The following is a 16,855-nucleotide window of genomic DNA, read 5'->3' as shown; positions in this document are numbered from 1 at the left end:
TCGATGCAGAACCTGACCCTCTACCTGTATACCTCGCTGCCCTTCGTCATCGTCGCACTGCTGTGCGTGCTGGCGGTGATCGGGGCCGGCGTCGGGATGGTGCGGCCGCGCTGGCTGGCCTACGGCTACATGCTGATCTTCTTCCTGATGAATTCGACCAGCTACGGCTCGCTGACGACCGTCTCCTCGCCCGGCATCTACACCCGCGGCTCGGGCATGCTGCTGTTCCCGCTGCTGTTCTGGATGATGCTGGCGTTCTGGTGCTGCGCCCGCGTGTCGGCCACCTTCCAGGGCTATCCCGCGCCGCCGTGCAACCTGCGCTCCTGGTTCCTGGCCTGGTTCCTGCTGCTGGCCGGCCACCTGGCGGTCGGCCTGTTCGCCGACGTCAAGCTGCAGGACATCCTGGCCGTGTCGGGCTTCTCCAACATCATCTGGATGGCGCCCCTGGTCTCGCTGCTGCTGCTGTGTTTCCGCACCCGCGAGGACGCGGTCGATCTGTCGCGCTTCATCATGCTGGCCGGTCTGGGCAGGGCGATGTTCGGCCTGCTGCGCTGGGCCGCTTTCGGTGGCGACCCGAACAACGTGTACGCCAACATGAACGCGATCAAGATCAAGCTGACCTTCTTCGACATCAACGACAGCCTGCTGTGCACGGTCGCCTTCGCAATCGCGGCGGTCAACCTGTTCCAGGTCGTGAAGACCCAGCGCTCGACGTTCTGGCGCTTGGTCGAGTGGGCGACGCTGGGCGCGACCGCCATCTGCGTGGTGCTGTCCTACCGCCGCAGCGCCTGGATCGGTTTCGTGCTGGCGTTCCTGATCATCATGATGCGCTTCCCGATGCGCCGCCGCATCCACCTGCTGGCGCTGGGCGCGCCGGTGGTCGGCGCCGGCCTGCTGTATGCGGCGCTCAAGCGCCTCGGCCAGACCAAGGGCGCGGGCCATGGCCTGTCCAGCCTGTTCTTCGACATGCAGTCGCAGCGCTTCGGCGCCGAGAGCGAGCGCGTGATGGAGCTGAAGTTCGCGCTGGCCGATTTCATTTCGCATCCCCTTACCGGCATCGGTACCTGGGGACGCTACACCGGCTACCAGCACATTTCGTGGCAGGCCAATCCGGACGGCGGCCTGTTCCTGCACAGCGGCGTGCTGCACATCGCCCTGAAAGCCGGCCTGCCGGGCCTGATCCTGCTGGGCGGCACCATCTGGGCCTTCTCCAGCTTCGCCCGCCGCGCGCTGCGCACGGCCTCGCCCGAAGTGCTGGGCCTGGCCACCGCCGGCGCCGCGGGCCTGGCTTTCATGCTGCCCGACCTGCTGGTCGGCACGCCTTTCCCGCAGGTGCGCACGACCCAGATGCTGGCGATCTGCCTGGCCCTGCCTTACGTGGCGATGGCCGTGTGCCGCGCGCAGTCGGCCGTGGAGGTGGCGGTGGAAAGGAAGAAGCGCCAGCACGTCAAGCTGGTGCCGACGCAGGTTGCGGTTCGAGGTTAGCCGAGGATGAACCTGAGCCTGCTACGTAACGCTTTCTCCAACCTGCTCGGCGCCATGATTCCGGCCCTGGTCGCCCTGGGGACGGTCCCGCTCGTGGTCAAGGGCCTCGGCGACGCCAGCTACGGCGTGTATTCGCTGGTCACCGCCATCGTCGGCTATTTTGCCGTCATCGACATCAACGTTACCGCCGGTTCCGTCAAGTTCATCGCCGGTTTCAATGCCAGGCGCGACAATATCGAGGACCGCGAGCGCATCAACGAGACCGTGTTCTTCGGGCTGTCCGTCTATACCCTGCTGGGCGTGGCGGGCGCTCTCGGCCTGTTCTTCGGCGCGCATTTCTTCGTGACCCGCGTGTTCACGGTCGCGCCCGGCCTGGTGCCGGAGGCGACCGCGACCCTGAAGCTGGCCGCGCTCGGCTTCTTCCTCGGCCAGCTGCAATCCTATCTGCAGAGCATTCCGCAGGCGCTGATGCGCTACGACATCGCCAGCCGCATCGAGATGTTGTTCGGCACCGGCGTGCCGCTGCTGACGGTGGCGGTGCTGATGCTGGGCTACGGCCTGTTCGAAGTGATCCTGGTGCGGGTGGTGGCCAGCGCCATCAATTGCGTGGTGCTGTGGCGCTGCATTCGCCGCCTGCTGCCCGACCTGGCCTGGCGCACGCCGGGACCGGCGATCCGGCGCGGCCTGCTGGGCTTTTCCGCCTATTCCTTCCTGAGCCGTTTCGCCACGCTCTCGTATGCCTATGCGGACAAGCTCATCATCGGCGCCCTGGTGGGCGTGACCGGCCTGGCCTACTTCACGGTGGCCTCGACCCTGGCCAACCGTGTGCTGGGCCTGACCTTCCGCCTGTCCGGCGTGTTCTTTCCCGCCACCAGCGCCCTGGCCGCGCGCGGCGAGCTGGAATCGCTGCGCACCCTGTACCTGAAGGCCAGCCGCTACGTCGTCTTCCTCAACGCCTCGGTGCTGGTGCTGGTGTCCGCGTTTTCCTACCAGATCCTGTTCTACTGGATGGGCCCGCAGTTCGCGCGCGCGGGGCAGGTGGTGCTCTCGGTAATGGCGCTGTCGCAATTCATCGACTCGCTCACCAGCCTGCCGTCGCTGGTCAATGACGGCATGGGGCATCCGCGTTACTCGGGCATGTTCGCGCTGGCACGGGCGCTGGTCGGCCTGGTGCTGGTCTACCTCGGCGTGGACGGCTGGGGCATCGTCGGCGCCGCCTGGGGCCACCTGATCGCCTCGATCCTGCTGACCAGCGCCTTCCTGGCCGCGGTGCACGGACGCACAGTGCCGGCGCGCCTGGCCGACCTGCTGCGCCAGGCCTACCTGCCGAGCGTGTTCGGGGTCGGGCTGGTGGCGCTCGTCGCCGGCGCCGGCAACCGCCTGTTCGACCGCGGCCCGCTCGACCTGGTGCTGCTGGTGCTGCTGACGATGGCGCTGCTGTTCACCTGGGGCGCCCTGTTCGTGATCGAGAAGGACGACAAGGACATGGCCTGGTCGCGTGTGAAAGGATTCTTATCGATGAGGAAACCGGTGTGAAGATCCTGATGGTTTCCGAAGACTTGCCGGGCACGCAGATCGGCGGCCTGGGCAAGCATGTGGTCACCCTGTCGAACGCCCTGCTGGAGCAGGGGCACGAAGTCGACATCATGGGACGCAGCGACCGTTTTCACGAAGGCAGCGCGAAGGAGATCGGTTTCAACGGCCGCCTGCTGCCGGGCTTCGACTTTTCCCGGCCCGGCTGGAAGGAATCGCAGCTGGGCTTCTTCAACCCGATCAAGCGTCCCTGGTTCGCGCGCAGCATCGCGCGGGCGCTGCTGCGCGAAGCGGCCAAGTACGATGTCGTGCACTACCACGGCCACCTGCCGATGGCGGGGCGCTATGTGCCCACCGGCGTGAACTTCGTGCAGACCCGCCACGACCAGGGTAGCGAATGCGTGATCCACCTGCGCTTCAAGCAGGAACATGTCTGCACGACCCTGGACGCGCGCGATTGCGCGGCCTGCATCCACCCGACCCCGAACGCGCTGCGGCGCTCCGTGTCGGGGATGGCGGTGCGACGCTACCGTTCGGAGACCTCGGATGCCTTCTCGCGCCACAAGACCATCTTCGTGTCGGATTTCCTGCGCCGCGCCTTCCTGCGCGCCGTGCCGGGCGCCGATTTGTCGCGCGCCCGCGTGATCCACAACTTCATCCGCTATCCCTACCTGCGCGAGCGCGCCGCCGCGCCGGCCGAAGTGGAGAAGGGCGAGGTGCTGCTGGTCGGGCGCATCGATTCCGGCAAGGGCTTCGGCGAGTTCCTGGCCCAGGTCCAGGGCTGGCTGCCGGCGCATGCGCGCGTGAGCATCATCGGCGACGGTCCCCTGCGGCCCCAGCTCGAGCAGAAATATGCGGGCAAGCAGATCCGCTTCCTCGGCTGGCGCGGCTACGACGAGGTGATCCGGATGTCGGCGCGCAGCCATGTGCTGGTGATTCCCTCGGTGTGGGAAGAACCCTGCGGCACCACAGTGCTGGAGGCGCTGGCCCTGGGCAAGCAGTGCCTGGCGCTGGCGCGCGGCGGCACCCCGGAGCTGGCGGCCTACCAATATTACGACGGCCAGCTGCAGCTGGCCGAAACCATGCCGCGGCTGGTGGAGCGGCTGGTCGAGCTGCTGGGACGTGCGCCAGTGACGGTGCCGCTCCCGGCTTCCTTCCCCATGGACGTGTCAAACGCCATCCCCCGGATACTGGACTTCTATGCAGAATAATATGAACAAGCCGACCTTCTCGATCGTCACCTGCACCTGGAACAGCGCCGCCACCCTGGCCGATACCCTCGCGTCGGTGCAGCGCCAGACCTGCCAGGATGTCGAACACATCTTCGTGGACGGCGGTTCCACCGACGGCACCCTGGACCTGATTGCCGCCTACCCGGGCCGCAAGCGCGTGCTGCGCGACGTCGGCGGCGGCATCAGCCGCGCCATGAACCAGGGGATCGAAGCGGCCACCGGCGAATACGTGGCCCACCTGCACTCGGACGACTACTACGCCACCGACGACGTGCTGGCCACGGTGGCCGAGCGCTTCGCCAAGGAGCGGGTCGACTGGGTGTTCGGCAGCGTGCAGGTGCTGAAGGACGGCGAACTGATCCCGCCGTATCCGGTGCTGCCGTTTACTTACCGTTCGTTTGCCGCCGGGCGCGCCTCGGTGCCGCACCCGGCCGTGTTCATCCGCCGCAGCGCCTTCGGGCGGGTCGGCATGTTCGACGAAAAACTGAAGTACGCGATGGACATCGATCTGTGGCTGCGCCTGGGCCGGATTGCCAGGCCGGCAATGGTCGACCGTCCGCTGACCGTGTTCCGCGACCACGCCGGCAGCGTGTCGTCGGCCAACAAGATCAAGGCGCGCCAGGAAGAATTCCAGGTAAGGCGCCGTTACATGAAGCAGGCGCCGCTGGCCTTCGGCATCTACTGCCTGCGCTACATGAAGCGGATGCGCGCCCTGCGGGCGGAGGCGGCGCATTGAGCGGCGCGCCAGCCAAGTGACTTGTGGCATTCGTGACAAGTTTGCCAAATCGCTCTCGGAGTTTCAAAACTGTCTTTTCAGTTAAAAAACTGCCTTAGTCTTTTTGAAAATATTTCTTCTGCAAAGTTGTCGGGACACGCGTTGGATTTTCGCGATGGCCGAGAAAAATCTTTGATTTACAAGGGAATTTTTCCGCAAATCAATTGATGTGCGGTACTATTATTCGTAACCAGACAGCGCTTTTCACTGACAAAAGCGCGCGTCGCCGAATATGCCTGGCGCCACGCCGACGGGCCATCTCTTGTAATTCTCAGTTAATATTCTCGGAGCTCCCACATGAAATTTCATCGGAAAGGAATCGTCCTCGCGGCCGGCCTTGTGTCGCTGTTCTGTTCGTTCAGCGCGCGTGCCGACTGGGCGCAATCCACCGATCCCCTCGTCGTTCAGCCAGCACCGGCCAATGGCCAGGTGCAGGCGCAGAACCCGCCTGGCTTTGCCTGGGCGCGCTACGCGACCGGCCCGGCCAGCTATGAAATCGAGATCACCCCCGTCGGCGGTTCGCCCGTGAAGGCCACCGTCGACCGTAACTGGTACCTGCCGACCAAGGCCCTGGCCCTCGGCAACTACACCTGGCGCGTGCGCCCGGCCGGTTCGACCGACTGGTCGAGCCCGCGTTCCTTCTCGATCACCAGCAAGTCGACCGTGTTCGAAGTGCCGGACAACGCCACCCTGCGTGCGCGCATCCTGGCCAAGGCCCGCCCGCGTTCGCTGCCGGCGAGCACCACCCCGTACTCGACCTGGAACACGGCCAAGAAGACCGAACTCGAGCCTTACCTGAGCCGCCTCACCAACGAAGTCAAGCTGCAGATGGGCGCGCTGCCCGACCTGAGCGATGCGCGCTGGCCGATCGTGATCGGCGCGCCGCTGACGGCGCAGATGGCCGCCCAGCAGACCGATGTCCGCAACAAGATCAACGAAGCGACCCGCCAGATGGAAGCCGCGGCCCTGCTGTGGCGCGTCAAGAAGGATCAGATCTACCTGACCGAGGCGCTCAAGCGCGGCGACCAGCTGGCATCCCTGACCCCGAGCGGCCCGACCAGCTACGCCAACCAGGACCAGGCAACCCGCCAGATCGCACTGTCGCTGATCAAGACCATCGACATGCTGCCGGGCGACATGGACGCGGCGCGCCGCAACCGCTGGCTGGACATCGTGCGCATCCGTACCAACGAGATGTACAACAACCTGGCCGGCGACAACGGCCGCCTGGACCAGTTCCCGTTCGACTCGCACGGCAACACGCTGATGATCTTCATGTCGCTGATCTCGAGCCTGTCACTGGGCGACATCCCGGACGCGCAGAAGTGGTTCGACTTCTGCTTCCGCTCCTACGTCAACACCCCGTCGCCCTGGGCCGGTCCGGAAGGCGGCTACGCCAACGGCACCGCCTACGCCGAGTATGCGGCCGCCTACATGGTCGCCTTGTGGGACTCGATCAACCAGGCGACCGGTGTGAACATGTACGCCAAGCCCTGGACCCTGGGCTTCCTCGACTTCGCGATGATGCTGACCCCGCCGGGCGCCAAGGTCCATGCCTTCGGCGACGGTTCCGAGACCAAGCCGGACCCGCGTGTGTTCCACGCCTTCGCCCAGCGCATGGTCAACCCGCGCGCCAACTGGTACCAGTCCAAGCTGGGCGGCCTCGAGGACGGCATGGCCGTGCTGGAAGCGCCGTACCCAATGCCGATCGCCGGCAACACCGTGTTCTCGCCGCCGTCGAACGAAGCCTATTACCCGAGCACCGGCTGGGTCGCGATCCACAGCGATATCGGCAATGTCAACCGCAGCTCGTTCTACTTCAAGTCGAGCCCCTACGGTTCCTTCAACCACAGCCACGGCGACCAGAACGGCCTGCTGCTGTCGGTGGCCGGCCAGCCGCTGCTGGTCAAGGCCGGCTGGTACGACTGGTACGGTTCGCCGCAATGGACCGACTGGTACCACCAGACGAAGTCGCAGAATGCCGTCACCTTCGACGGTGGCAAGGGCCAGCTGGTGGGCGGCTACCGCGAGCAGCTGCAGCGCAACGGCAAGATCACCGGCTGGTCGGTGAACGGCAACTACGACTACGCGGAAGGCGATGCGACCCCGGCCTATGGCGGCCAGTTGACGATGGCCAAGCGCCAGATCTGGTACATCAAGGGCCAGGACGCCATGCTGGTGCGCGACAAGATGTCGGCCGTGGTTCCGCACACCTACGAGTTCAACGTCCACGCCCCGGTGGCATTCACGGTGGAGAGCCCGTCGAGCGTGAAGATCGCGATCAACGGCCAGTCGGTGTGCCTGCGTGACCTGAACGGCGACGCACCGTTCGCCACCTGGACCGGTCCGGCTCCGAAGGCCGGCGTGACCGAAGCCCACGGCGCCTTCTACCTGAAGAACGACGGCAAGTCGGTGGGCGAGTTCCTGGTCCTGATGGACGTCGGCTGCAAGCGCCCGGCGGTCAAGATCGCGACCAGCGGCAGCTCCCGCGCCGTCACGATCGGCAGCCAGACCATCACCATCAACTAAATCCCGTTAGCGCGGCTGGACTTGTTCCAGCCGCGCGCGCATCCGGGCCGCCAGTTCTTCCTGCAGACGGTGTTCGGCCGCCGACGCCGCATCCATGCGTTCCCCCTGGCGCTCGGCCTCGATGAAGTCGGCTTCGTCGGCAAACAGCGAACGCTCCACCAGCGGATCCAGTTCCCGTGCACGCTGCGCCAGGCGGAAGATCGTGCGCGCCGCGTCCATCCACTCGCCGCGCGCCTGCAGGCTGAGGTGCTGGTGCTGCATCTGGGCCTGCAGCGCGGCCATCAGGCCATCCGAAATCTCCTTGCGCTGGTCTTCCGGATGCTCCTCGAGCACCGGCACCAGCTGGCGGGTCGCCTCGACCAGCCATTGCTGCACCAATACCCGGTGTTCTTCCACCAGCGCCTCCAGCGCGTCGATGACGGCCAGCGAGGTGTGCACGCCCGCCATCGACGACAGCCTTTCCACCGTGAGCACCTTTTCCAGTTCGAGTGCGGTCTGGCGCGCCGCGTAGGCCTGGGACAGGGCCAGGCCATTGTCCTGCAGCTGCAGCATCAGCTGGATCAGGGCTTGTTGGGGTGGGAGTTCCATGGCGTGTACGGTTGGCTTTTGCGTGGGCAGGGTGTGGCCACCCTACGTTAGAATCGGCTCCATGTCGAGTCAACAACCGAACTCTCCGCTGTCGATCGCCTTCATCGTCCGCGACCCGCTGCCGCCGATCCGCGCCGACGTCCTGACCCTGTTCGGCGCCGAGATGCCGCGCTACGGCGTGCACACCGAGCTGGTGGGGCAGGGCGGAACGGACGCGCCGGCATCGCCATGGCCGGCCGGCGGCATGCACGTGGTGGGCAGCCTGCGCTCGCGCTTCGCCAGCGTCTGCTCGCCGCTGTGGGACCTGGTCGGCCTGTGGCGCGCCTTGCGCAAGCAGCGCCCGCACTGCCTGCAGGTGCGCGACAAGATCGCCAGCGGCGTGCTGGGCCGGGTCATGGCGGCGCTGCTGCGCGTGCCTTTCGTGTACTGGATGTCCTTTCCCATCGTCGAAGGCTTCGAAGTGCGCCGCGACGACATCGCGCGCCAGGAGCGGGGCCTCAAGGGCCGCCTGAAATGGGCCGCGCACGCGCTGCGCGCCTGGGCTTCGCGCATCGCGGTCTATAAACTGGTGCTGCCGGGCGCGCGCCACATCTTCGTCCAGAGCGATGCGATGGCCGACTGGCTGGCCGCGAAAGGCTTCGAGCGCGCGCGCATGACGGCGGTGCCGATGGGCGTCGACGCCACCCTGTTCGACCGCGCCACCGTCGCCCCGGTCGAGGACGCGCGCCTGGACGGCCGCCGCGTGGTGCTTTACCTGGGCCGCATCGCGCAGTCGCGCAAGTCTGACTTCCTGCTGGACGTCGCGGCGCAGTTGCGCGAGGCCATGCCCGAGACCCTGCTGGTGATCGCCGGCGATGCCCCCTCGGATGACGAAATGGCCTGGATGCGCCGCGAGATCGTGAAGCGCGGGCTCGAAGACCACGTGCTGCTGACCGGCTGGCTGCCGCAGCGCACGGCGCTCGGCTATGCGGTGCGGGCCGAGGTCGGGCTGTCGCCGATCCCGCGCGGCACCCTGTTCGACGTTTCCTCGCCGACTAAGCTGGTCGAATACCTGGCGCTGGGCATTCCCAGCGTGGCCAACGACATTCCCGACCAGCAGCTCGTCATCGAGCAGAGCGGGGCGGGGCTGTGCGTGCCCATGGAAGCGCACGCGTTTGCCACTGCCACCCTGCAATTATTGAAGGATCCGGAACAAGCCCGGCAGTTCGGGATGCGTGGCCCAGCGTACGTAAAGAGCCATCGCACCTATGATATTCTCGGCCGAAATGTTGCAAGAACTTACAAGAAAATCCTGATGGAGTAAGCCTGCATGACGTGGACCCGGTCGCTCAAGTTCTCCCTGCGTTCGCTCGGGCGTGAGCTGGTCCGCAACATCTGGGGGCGCATCTTCGTCTACCCGGCCCTGGCCAGGAACGAACGCTCGCGCGAGCACCTGGCCCGCTACGTGGCGCAGCGCGCGAAAAAGGTGGGCGTGCCTCTCGACGGCGATCCTTTTACCCTGCCGCGCCTGGCGCCGGGCACGCCGCTGCTGACCAAGCAGGACGTGCGCCAGCATCCTGAAAGCCTGCTGCGCCCGCGCGGCATCGGCTCCCTGATCCGCACCACCATCAAGACCAGCGGCACCTCGGGCACGCCGCTCACCATCGTGCAATCGCTCGGGAACATGGTGCGCGAGGAAGGCTTCGTTTACCGCCAGCTGCGCTGGATAGGCTGGCGCCCCATGCAGCGGCGCGCCTGGATCCGCGGCGACATCGTCTGCGCCGACCATCCGCAGGATGGCCGCTACTGGTGCCGCGACTGGGTCGGCAACATGCTGATGATGTCCTCGTACCACTTGTCCAATGAGACGATCGGCGCCTACGTCGACGCCCTCGAAGCCTTCGAACCGGTCGTGATCCATGCCTACCCATCCTCGATCGCGGCGCTGGCCGCCTGGCTGAACGCGCGCGGACGGCGCTATGCCGGCCGCAAGCTGCGCGGCGTGATGACCTCGTCGGAAACCATGGAGCCGGAGGTGAGGGCGGCGGTCGAGCAAGCCTTCGGCGTGCGGGTGTTCGACTGGTACGGACAGTCCGAGCGGGTGGCTGCGATCGGCAGCTGCGAGCATGGCAGCTACCACGTGATCACCGACTACAGCGGCGTCGCCCTGCTGGAAACCGACCAGGCCGATGTCTGGGAGCTGGTCGGCACCGGCCTGAACAATTTGGCGATGCCGCTGATCCATTACCGTACCGGCGACACGGTCGTCCCGGATGAGCAGCCATGCCCCTGCGGCCGCGTGTTCCCGACCGTTAAGACCGTGCTGGGGCGCCAGGAAAAAGTCATCACCCTGCCGGACGGCCGCATGATCGGCCGTCTGGACCGCATCTTCCAGGGCCACGACCGCCACCTGGTCGAGGGGCAGGTGGCCTACCGCGGCCACGGCCGCTTCCTGTTGCGGGTGGTCGCGACCGAGGGCTGGAGCGAGGCCGACACCCAGGCGATGATCGCCAAATTCCTGCTGCGCGTCCCCGGCGTCGAGGTCAGCGTGCAAAAAGTCGACGCCATTCCGCGCGGCCGCAACGGCAAGTTCGCCTTCGTTGTTGTCGAGGAGGAAGGCGAACCGTGCGCACGCCAGGAAATTCATGATGTATGATCGAAACATTGCCCGTTTAATAATATCGACGAAGAGGATGGGAATGAGGAAGCGCGCTTGAAGCGTTCCGCACCACGCGTGCTGATGGTCGGCACCGCCCTGGAAGGGAAGGGCGGGGTGGCTGCCGTGGTGTCCGTGCTGCGCCGGCATGGCCTGTTCGAGCGCGAAGGTGTGCGCTATGTCGCCACTCACCGCGAAGGCTCGGCTGCCGTCAAGGCCAGGGGCGCGCTGTCGGGCTTCTGGCAGACCCTGCTGGCCTGTTTCAGCCAGCATCCGTCCGTCGTGCACGTGCATGCGGCCTCGCGCGCCAGCTTCGTGCGCAAGTCCATCGTGCTGCTGATCGCGCGGCTGGCGGGCTGCAAGACCATTTTTCATTTGCACGGCGGCGGCTTCCGCCAGTTTGCGACCGTCGAGGCCGGCGCCCTGATGCGGCGCTGGATCCGGCACACGCTGGAAGCGAGTTCCGTCGTGATCACGCTGTCGAACGGCTGGGCCGGCTTCGTGCGCGGCTTCGCGCCGAAGGCGAGGGTGGCGGTGGTGCCGAACTCGGTGCCGCTGCCGAGCGCATCGAGCCTGCCGCCCGAGCCGGGCCGCATCCTGTTCCTGGGCCGGCTGGAGGAAGCAAAAGGCGTGTTCGAGCTGCTGGGCGCCGGGGCACTGTTGGCTGCAAGGGTTCCTTCACTGCGGCTGGTGTTCGGCGGCGAAGGCGATGCCGACGCCCTGCGCAAGAAAGCGGCGGCACTGGGCATCGCCGAGCGCATCGAGCTATTGGGCTGGGTCGGACCGGAAGAGCGCGACGGGCAACTGGCGCGCGCCAGCGTGTTCTGCCTGCCCTCGCATGCGGAAGGGCTGCCGATGTCCATGCTCGAAGCCATGGCGGCGGGCAGGGCGGTGGTCGCCAGCAGCGTGGGTGGGATTCCGGAAACCATCGTCGACGGCGACAACGGCTTGCTGGTGCCGCCGCGCGACGAGGCGGCGCTGGCAAGGGCGCTGGAACAGGTATTGGGCAATGACGCCCTGCGCGCACGATTGGCAGGAAACGCGCGCGTCACAATCGAGCAGCACTATTCAACCGAGGTAGTGTGCGGCCAGCTGTCCGCTCTCTACCGTGAATTGGCGGGGACTCAATGATGAGCGAAGCAACAGGCGTGACCTGGCTGGTGAACCGTTTGCGTTGCATGTCGATGGCCGAGGTCGGCTATCGGATCCAACAGGCGGCGGTGAAGGGCGTGGCGAAACGGGTGCGTCCGCGCGCCGCGCCGCCGCTGCCGCGGGCCCGCACCTTCGGGGTGTCGTCCGCGCCCGCGATGTCCGCCGCCGAGAAGGAAAGCCTGCTGGCCGACGCCGACAGCATTTGCGCCGGCCACGTGGTCCTGTTCGCGAATCGCCGCTTCGACGTCGGCATGCCGCCGTTCTGGAACCGCGACCCGGAAAGCGGCGTCACCGGCCCCTCGGTCTATGCCGGCGACATCGCCATCACGAACCGCGAGCTGGTCGGCGACATCAAGCACGTCTGGGAACTGAACCGCCACCTGCACCTCGTGCGCCTGGCCCAGGCCTGGGCCGCCACCAATGACGTCGCCTGGCTGCATGCGCTGCACCACCAGCTGCGCAGCTGGCTCGACCAGTGTCCGCCGCTCCTGGGGCCCAACTGGACCAGCTCCTTAGAGTTAGGCATCCGCCTGATCAACTGGAGCCTGGTGTGGCAGCTGGTCGGCGGCGAGGGCAGCGGCCTGTTCGCCGGCGAGGATGGCGAACGCCTGCGCGCCGACTGGCTCGATTCCATCCACGCCCACTGCAGCTCGATCGCGCGCCACCTGTCGCGTCACTCCTCGGCCAACAACCACCTGATCGGCGAGCTGGCCGGTCTCTATGTCGGCGCCTCGATCTGGCCCTGCTGGAAATCGTCCGGCGCCTGGCTGGAGCAGGCGCGGCGCGAGCTGGAGCACGAGGCCCAGGCCCAATTCTCGCGCGACGGCGTGAATCGCGAGCAGGCCTTCGCCTATCACATCTTTTCGTCGGAATTCCTGTTCGTTGCCGGACTGGTGGGCCAGGCCTGCGGACATCCATTCTCGCGCGCCTACTGGACCAGCCTGCAGCGTGCGCTGCGCTTCCTGCGCTCGGTGCGCGACGTCGGCGGCAACGTGCCGATGGTGGGCGACGCCGACGACGGCATCGTGTTCCGCATGGACGCTCCGGGCAGCGACCGCGCGGCCCAGCTGCTGGCGCTGGGCGACGCCGTACTGCACAGGCATGACAACGGCTGGACCAGCGAGCACATCGGCGTACGCTGGCTGCTGCACACGCTGCCGGGCAAGCGCCCGGAAGCCGATCCGCACGAATCCGAGACCGGCTGGGCCTTCCCCGACGGCGGTTACCTGCTGTTCGGCTCCCACTTCGGCGAAGCGAACGAGATCAAGGGCATGGTCGACTGCGGCCCGCTGGGCTACCTGGGCATCGCCGCCCACGGCCATGCGGACGCGCTGTCCATGACCCTGTCGGTCGGCGGCGAGGAATGCCTGGTCGATCCGGGGACCTATTCCTACTGGCAAGAGCACAAGTGGCGCGATTATTTCCGCGGCACCTCGGCCCACAACACGGTGCGCATCGACGGCCTCGACCAGTCGGTATCCGGCGGGCGCTTCATGTGGCTGAAAAAGGCGAGGGCGAGCATCGAGCGCATGCCGCAGTCGCCGCACGAGTTCGATTTCCGCGGCTCGCACGACGGCTATGAGCGCCTGGCCGATCCGGTGCGCCACATGCGCAGCGTGCGCTTCGACGCCGCCACCTCGAGCCTGGTCGTGCGCGACGAGTTTGCCGCCAAGAAGCATCACCAAGTCGAGCTGTTCTGGCATTTCGCCCCAGGCCTGAGCGTGCGCCTGGACAGTTCCGGCCTGCACCTGCGCGGCAAGCGCTTCGCGCTGCAGATGCATGCGCATGGCGCCGACCTCAAGCTGGAGCTGGTGCGCGCCAACGAAAATCCGCCGCTGGGCTGGTATTCGCGCTGCTATGAATCCAAGCAGCCTTGCGATGTGCTCAAGATCAGCACCGTATCGTCCGCCGTCCCGGTCGAGTGCAGGTTTACAATAACGTTTTTTTAATACCCCGCAGTTCGCGGTGTTGTTCACATACTAATTATTACTAGGGAAAAGTTTCATGCTTATTTATCTGGTTGCCGGCGCCCGTCCCAATTTCATGAAGATCGCTCCGATCGTCCGCGCGCTGCAGGCTCAGAACCCGAAAACGCTGTCGTACAAGATCATCCACACCGGCCAGCACTACGACCGCGACATGAACGACGTGTTCTTCGAAGAACTCGGCATCCCGCAACCGGACGTCTTCATGGCCGCCGGCGGCGGCAGCCATGCCCAGCAGACCGCCAAGATCATGGTCGGCTTCGAAGAGCTGTGCCAGAACGAGCGCCCGGCCGCCGTGCTGGTAGTGGGCGACGTGAATTCCACGCTGGCCTGCTCGATCGTCGCCAAGAAGCTGAACATCCCGGTCGCCCACGTCGAGGCCGGCCTGCGCTCGGGCGACATGACCATGCCGGAAGAAATCAACCGCCTGGTCACCGACAGCATCTCGGACTGGTTCTTCGTCACCGAACCGGCCGCCCTGGAACACCTGCGCCGCGAAGGCAAGCCGGATGCCGCCGTGCACTACGTCGGCCACGTGATGGTCGACAACGTGCTGTACCAGGCCGACAAGCTGGCCCACACCGATACCTCGGCTTTCGAAACCAGCGCCTTCAAGCAGGCGCGCCAGGCCGCGGGCCAGCGCTACGGCGTGGTCACCATGCACCGCCCCAGCAACGTCGACGATGCCGAAACCTTTACCCGTATCGCCGGCGCGCTGAAGGAAATCGCGGCCGAGCTGCCGCTGATCTTCCCGGTGCATCCGCGCACCCGCGCCAACATCGAGAAATTCGGCATCGACCTGGGCCCGAACATCACCCTGGCCGGCCCGCAGGCCTACATGGCCTTCCTGAACCTGTGGAAGGACGCGGCGGTCGTGCTGACCGACAGCGGCGGCCTGCAGGAAGAGACCACGGCGCTGGGCGTGCCCTGCGTCACGATCCGCGAAAACACCGAGCGTCCCGTCACCGTCGACGAGGGCTCGAACGTACTGGCCGGCACCGATCCGGCAGTCATCATGCTTGAAGCGCGCAAGGTATTGCGTGGCGAAGGCAAGCAGGGCCGCCGGCCGCACCTGTGGGACGGCAAGGCGGCTGAACGTATCGTCGCCGTGTTGGCAAGCGAGCTGGCGAAAGTACCCGAATGAGTAGAAAAGGATGATCAGATGAGCGAACGCATCACACTGATGGGGTGCTCCATCGACAACCTGTCGATGGAGGAAACACTGCAGACCATCGAGGGTTTTATCCATACAGGAAAACCCCATCAGCATGTGGTGGTGAACGTGGACAAGCTGGTCAAGGCCAGCCGCGATCCCGAGCTCAGGCAGATCATCAACGACTGCGCCCTCATCAACGTCGACGGCATGCCGGTCGTGTGGGCTTCGCGCCTGCTCGGCAAGCCGCTCAAGGAAAGGGTCGCCGGCGTCGACCTGTTCGAAGCGCTGATGCGCCGGGCAGGGGAGAAGGGCTGGCGGGTGTTCCTGCTGGGCGCGAAAGAAGAAGTGGTGAGCAAGGTGGCCAGCACCTACCAGCAGAAGTATCCGCGGCTGGTATTGGCGGGCTACCGCAACGGCTACTGGAAGGGCGAGGCGGAAGAGGCGCAGGTAGTCGAGCAGATCCGCGACGCCAGGCCCGACCTGCTGTTCGTGGCGATCAGCTCGCCGAAAAAAGAGCAGTTCCTCGGCCGCTACCAGGCCGAGATGAAAATTCCGTTCGCGATGGGCGTGGGCGGCACCTTCGATGTGGCGATCGGCCATGTGAAGCGTGCACCGGTGTGGATGCAGAAGTCGGGCCTGGAATGGTTCTACCGCTTCCTGCAGGAACCGCGCCGGATGTTCCGCCGCTACTTCATCGAGGACATGGCGTTCCTGCGGCTGTTCCTGAAAGAGCTCAGGCAGGGAAGATAGCAATAGATATTTTTAAGAAAGAAGAGCACTCATGAAAATTCTCGTTACAGGCGGCATGGGCTATATCGGTTCGCACACGGTCGTCGAACTGCAGAACGCCGGCCACGACGTGGTGGTGTTCGACAACCTGTCCAACGCCGACCCTTCGGTACAGGCACGGGTGCAAAAGATCACGGGCAAACCCTTCGAGTTCGTCAACGGTGACATCCGCGACCGCGCGGCGCTGGAAGGCGCGTTCGGCGCGCACAAGATCGACGCCGTGATCCACTTCGCCGGCCTGAAGGCGGTCGGCGAATCGGTGGCGCAGCCGCTGCGCTACTACGACAACAACGTCACCGGCAGCGTGGCGCTGTTCGAGACCATGGCCAAGTTCGGCTGCAAGACCCTGGTGTTCTCGTCCTCGGCCACCGTGTACGGCGACCCGGCCTCGGTGCCGATCCGCGAAGACTTCCCGCTGTCGGCCACCAATCCCTACGGCCGCAGCAAGCTGATGATCGAAGACATCCTGCGCGACCTGTTCAAGGCCGAGCCGGACTGGCGCATTGCGCTGCTGCGCTATTTCAACCCGGTCGGCGCCCACGAAAGCGGCCTGATCGGCGAGGAGCCGAACGGCATCCCCAACAACCTGGTGCCCTACATCGCCCAGGTCGCCAACGGCCAGCGCGAAAAGCTGTCGGTGTACGGCGGCGATTACCCGACCCCGGACGGCACCGGCATGCGCGACTATATCCACGTGGTCGACCTGGCGATCGGCCACGTCAAGACCCTGGACAAGCTGGCCCAGGGCCAGGGACTGCATACCTATAACCTCGGCACCGGCAACGGCAACAGCGTGCTGGAAATGGTCCATGCCTTCGAAAAGGCCTGCGGCAAGCCGATTCCCTACCAGATCGTAGCCCGTCGCCCCGGCGACATCGCGAAATGCTACGCCGACCCGACCCACGCCCGCGAGGAACTCGGTTGGACGGCGCAGCGTGACATCGCGCAAATGTGCGCTGACTCCTGGCGCTACCAAACTACCCCAAAATAAGCATG

At 65.8% G+C, this 16,855-nt stretch carries 13 protein-coding genes; 12 read left to right on the top strand and 1 reads right to left on the bottom strand.

The window, feature by feature from the left end:
• Positions 1-3 precede the first annotated feature (3 nt).
• The 5 genes from AC07PE_RS19870 (at position 4) to AC07PE_RS19850 (ending at position 7,554) form a co-directional block, all read left to right on the top strand.
• Complete coding sequence (locus tag AC07PE_RS19870) at positions 4-1,485, top strand: O-antigen ligase family protein (protein WP_498767626.1); 1,482 nt, start codon at positions 4-6, stop codon at positions 1,483-1,485.
• 6 nt (positions 1,486-1,491) lie between these two features.
• Positions 1,492-3,021: a flippase gene (locus tag AC07PE_RS19865; RefSeq protein ID WP_498767624.1), complete on the top strand. Its 1,530-nt coding sequence runs from the start codon at positions 1,492-1,494 to the stop codon at positions 3,019-3,021.
• Complete coding sequence (locus AC07PE_RS19860; protein WP_498767622.1) at positions 3,018-4,229, top strand: glycosyltransferase family 4 protein; 1,212 nt, start codon at positions 3,018-3,020, stop codon at positions 4,227-4,229. Before AC07PE_RS19865 ends, AC07PE_RS19860 begins: the two co-directional genes overlap by 4 nt.
• Before the next feature lies 1 nt (position 4,230).
• Positions 4,231-4,986 (top strand): glycosyltransferase family 2 protein, encoded by a 756-nt coding sequence (locus AC07PE_RS19855; protein ID WP_498767620.1) that lies wholly within the window; start codon positions 4,231-4,233, stop codon positions 4,984-4,986.
• A 336-nt stretch (positions 4,987-5,322) separates the two neighbouring features.
• Positions 5,323-7,554 carry a heparinase II/III domain-containing protein gene (locus AC07PE_RS19850; RefSeq protein ID WP_498767618.1) on the top strand — a complete coding sequence of 744 codons (2,232 nt, stop codon included), beginning with the start codon at positions 5,323-5,325 and terminating at the stop codon, positions 7,552-7,554.
• A gap of 6 nt (positions 7,555-7,560) precedes the next feature.
• Here AC07PE_RS19850 and AC07PE_RS19845 read toward each other — a convergent pair whose 3' ends face one another.
• Positions 7,561-8,142 (bottom strand): hypothetical protein, encoded by a 582-nt coding sequence (locus AC07PE_RS19845; protein WP_498767616.1) that lies wholly within the window; start codon positions 8,140-8,142, stop codon positions 7,561-7,563.
• A 61-nt stretch (positions 8,143-8,203) separates the two neighbouring features.
• Here AC07PE_RS19845 and AC07PE_RS19840 point away from each other — a divergent pair, with 61 nt between their 5' ends.
• The 7 genes from AC07PE_RS19840 to galE are packed head-to-tail and all read left to right on the top strand — an operon-like array spanning position 8,204 to position 16,850.
• Positions 8,204-9,445: a glycosyltransferase gene (locus AC07PE_RS19840; RefSeq protein WP_498767614.1), complete on the top strand. Its 1,242-nt coding sequence runs from the start codon at positions 8,204-8,206 to the stop codon at positions 9,443-9,445.
• A gap of 6 nt (positions 9,446-9,451) precedes the next feature.
• On the top strand, positions 9,452-10,777 hold the full coding sequence (locus AC07PE_RS19835; protein ID WP_498767612.1) for a phenylacetate--CoA ligase family protein: 1,326 nt from the start codon (positions 9,452-9,454) through the stop codon (positions 10,775-10,777).
• Between the two features lie 57 nt (positions 10,778-10,834).
• Positions 10,835-11,908: a glycosyltransferase family 4 protein gene (locus AC07PE_RS19830; protein ID WP_498767610.1), complete on the top strand. Its 1,074-nt coding sequence runs from the start codon at positions 10,835-10,837 to the stop codon at positions 11,906-11,908.
• Positions 11,908-13,878, top strand: coding sequence for a heparinase II/III family protein (locus tag AC07PE_RS19825; RefSeq protein WP_498767608.1), 1,971 nt, complete (start codon positions 11,908-11,910; stop codon positions 13,876-13,878). The genes AC07PE_RS19830 and AC07PE_RS19825 overlap by 1 nt, the downstream gene beginning before the upstream one ends.
• A gap of 55 nt (positions 13,879-13,933) precedes the next feature.
• Positions 13,934-15,058: a non-hydrolyzing UDP-N-acetylglucosamine 2-epimerase gene (wecB, locus tag AC07PE_RS19820; protein WP_498767606.1), complete on the top strand. Its 1,125-nt coding sequence runs from the start codon at positions 13,934-13,936 to the stop codon at positions 15,056-15,058.
• Positions 15,059-15,076: 18 nt separating this feature from the next.
• On the top strand, positions 15,077-15,820 hold the full coding sequence (locus AC07PE_RS19815) for a WecB/TagA/CpsF family glycosyltransferase (RefSeq protein ID WP_498767604.1): 744 nt from the start codon (positions 15,077-15,079) through the stop codon (positions 15,818-15,820).
• Between the two features lie 31 nt (positions 15,821-15,851).
• Complete coding sequence (galE, locus tag AC07PE_RS19810) at positions 15,852-16,850, top strand: UDP-glucose 4-epimerase GalE (protein WP_498767602.1); 999 nt, start codon at positions 15,852-15,854, stop codon at positions 16,848-16,850.
• Positions 16,851-16,855 lie beyond the last annotated feature (5 nt).

It is taken from the genome of Telluria sp. GW821-FHT07G12 (assembly GCF_059418525.1).
Note: the sequence above shows the minus strand (reverse complement) of the source record. Positions and strands in the feature narration are given on the sequence as shown.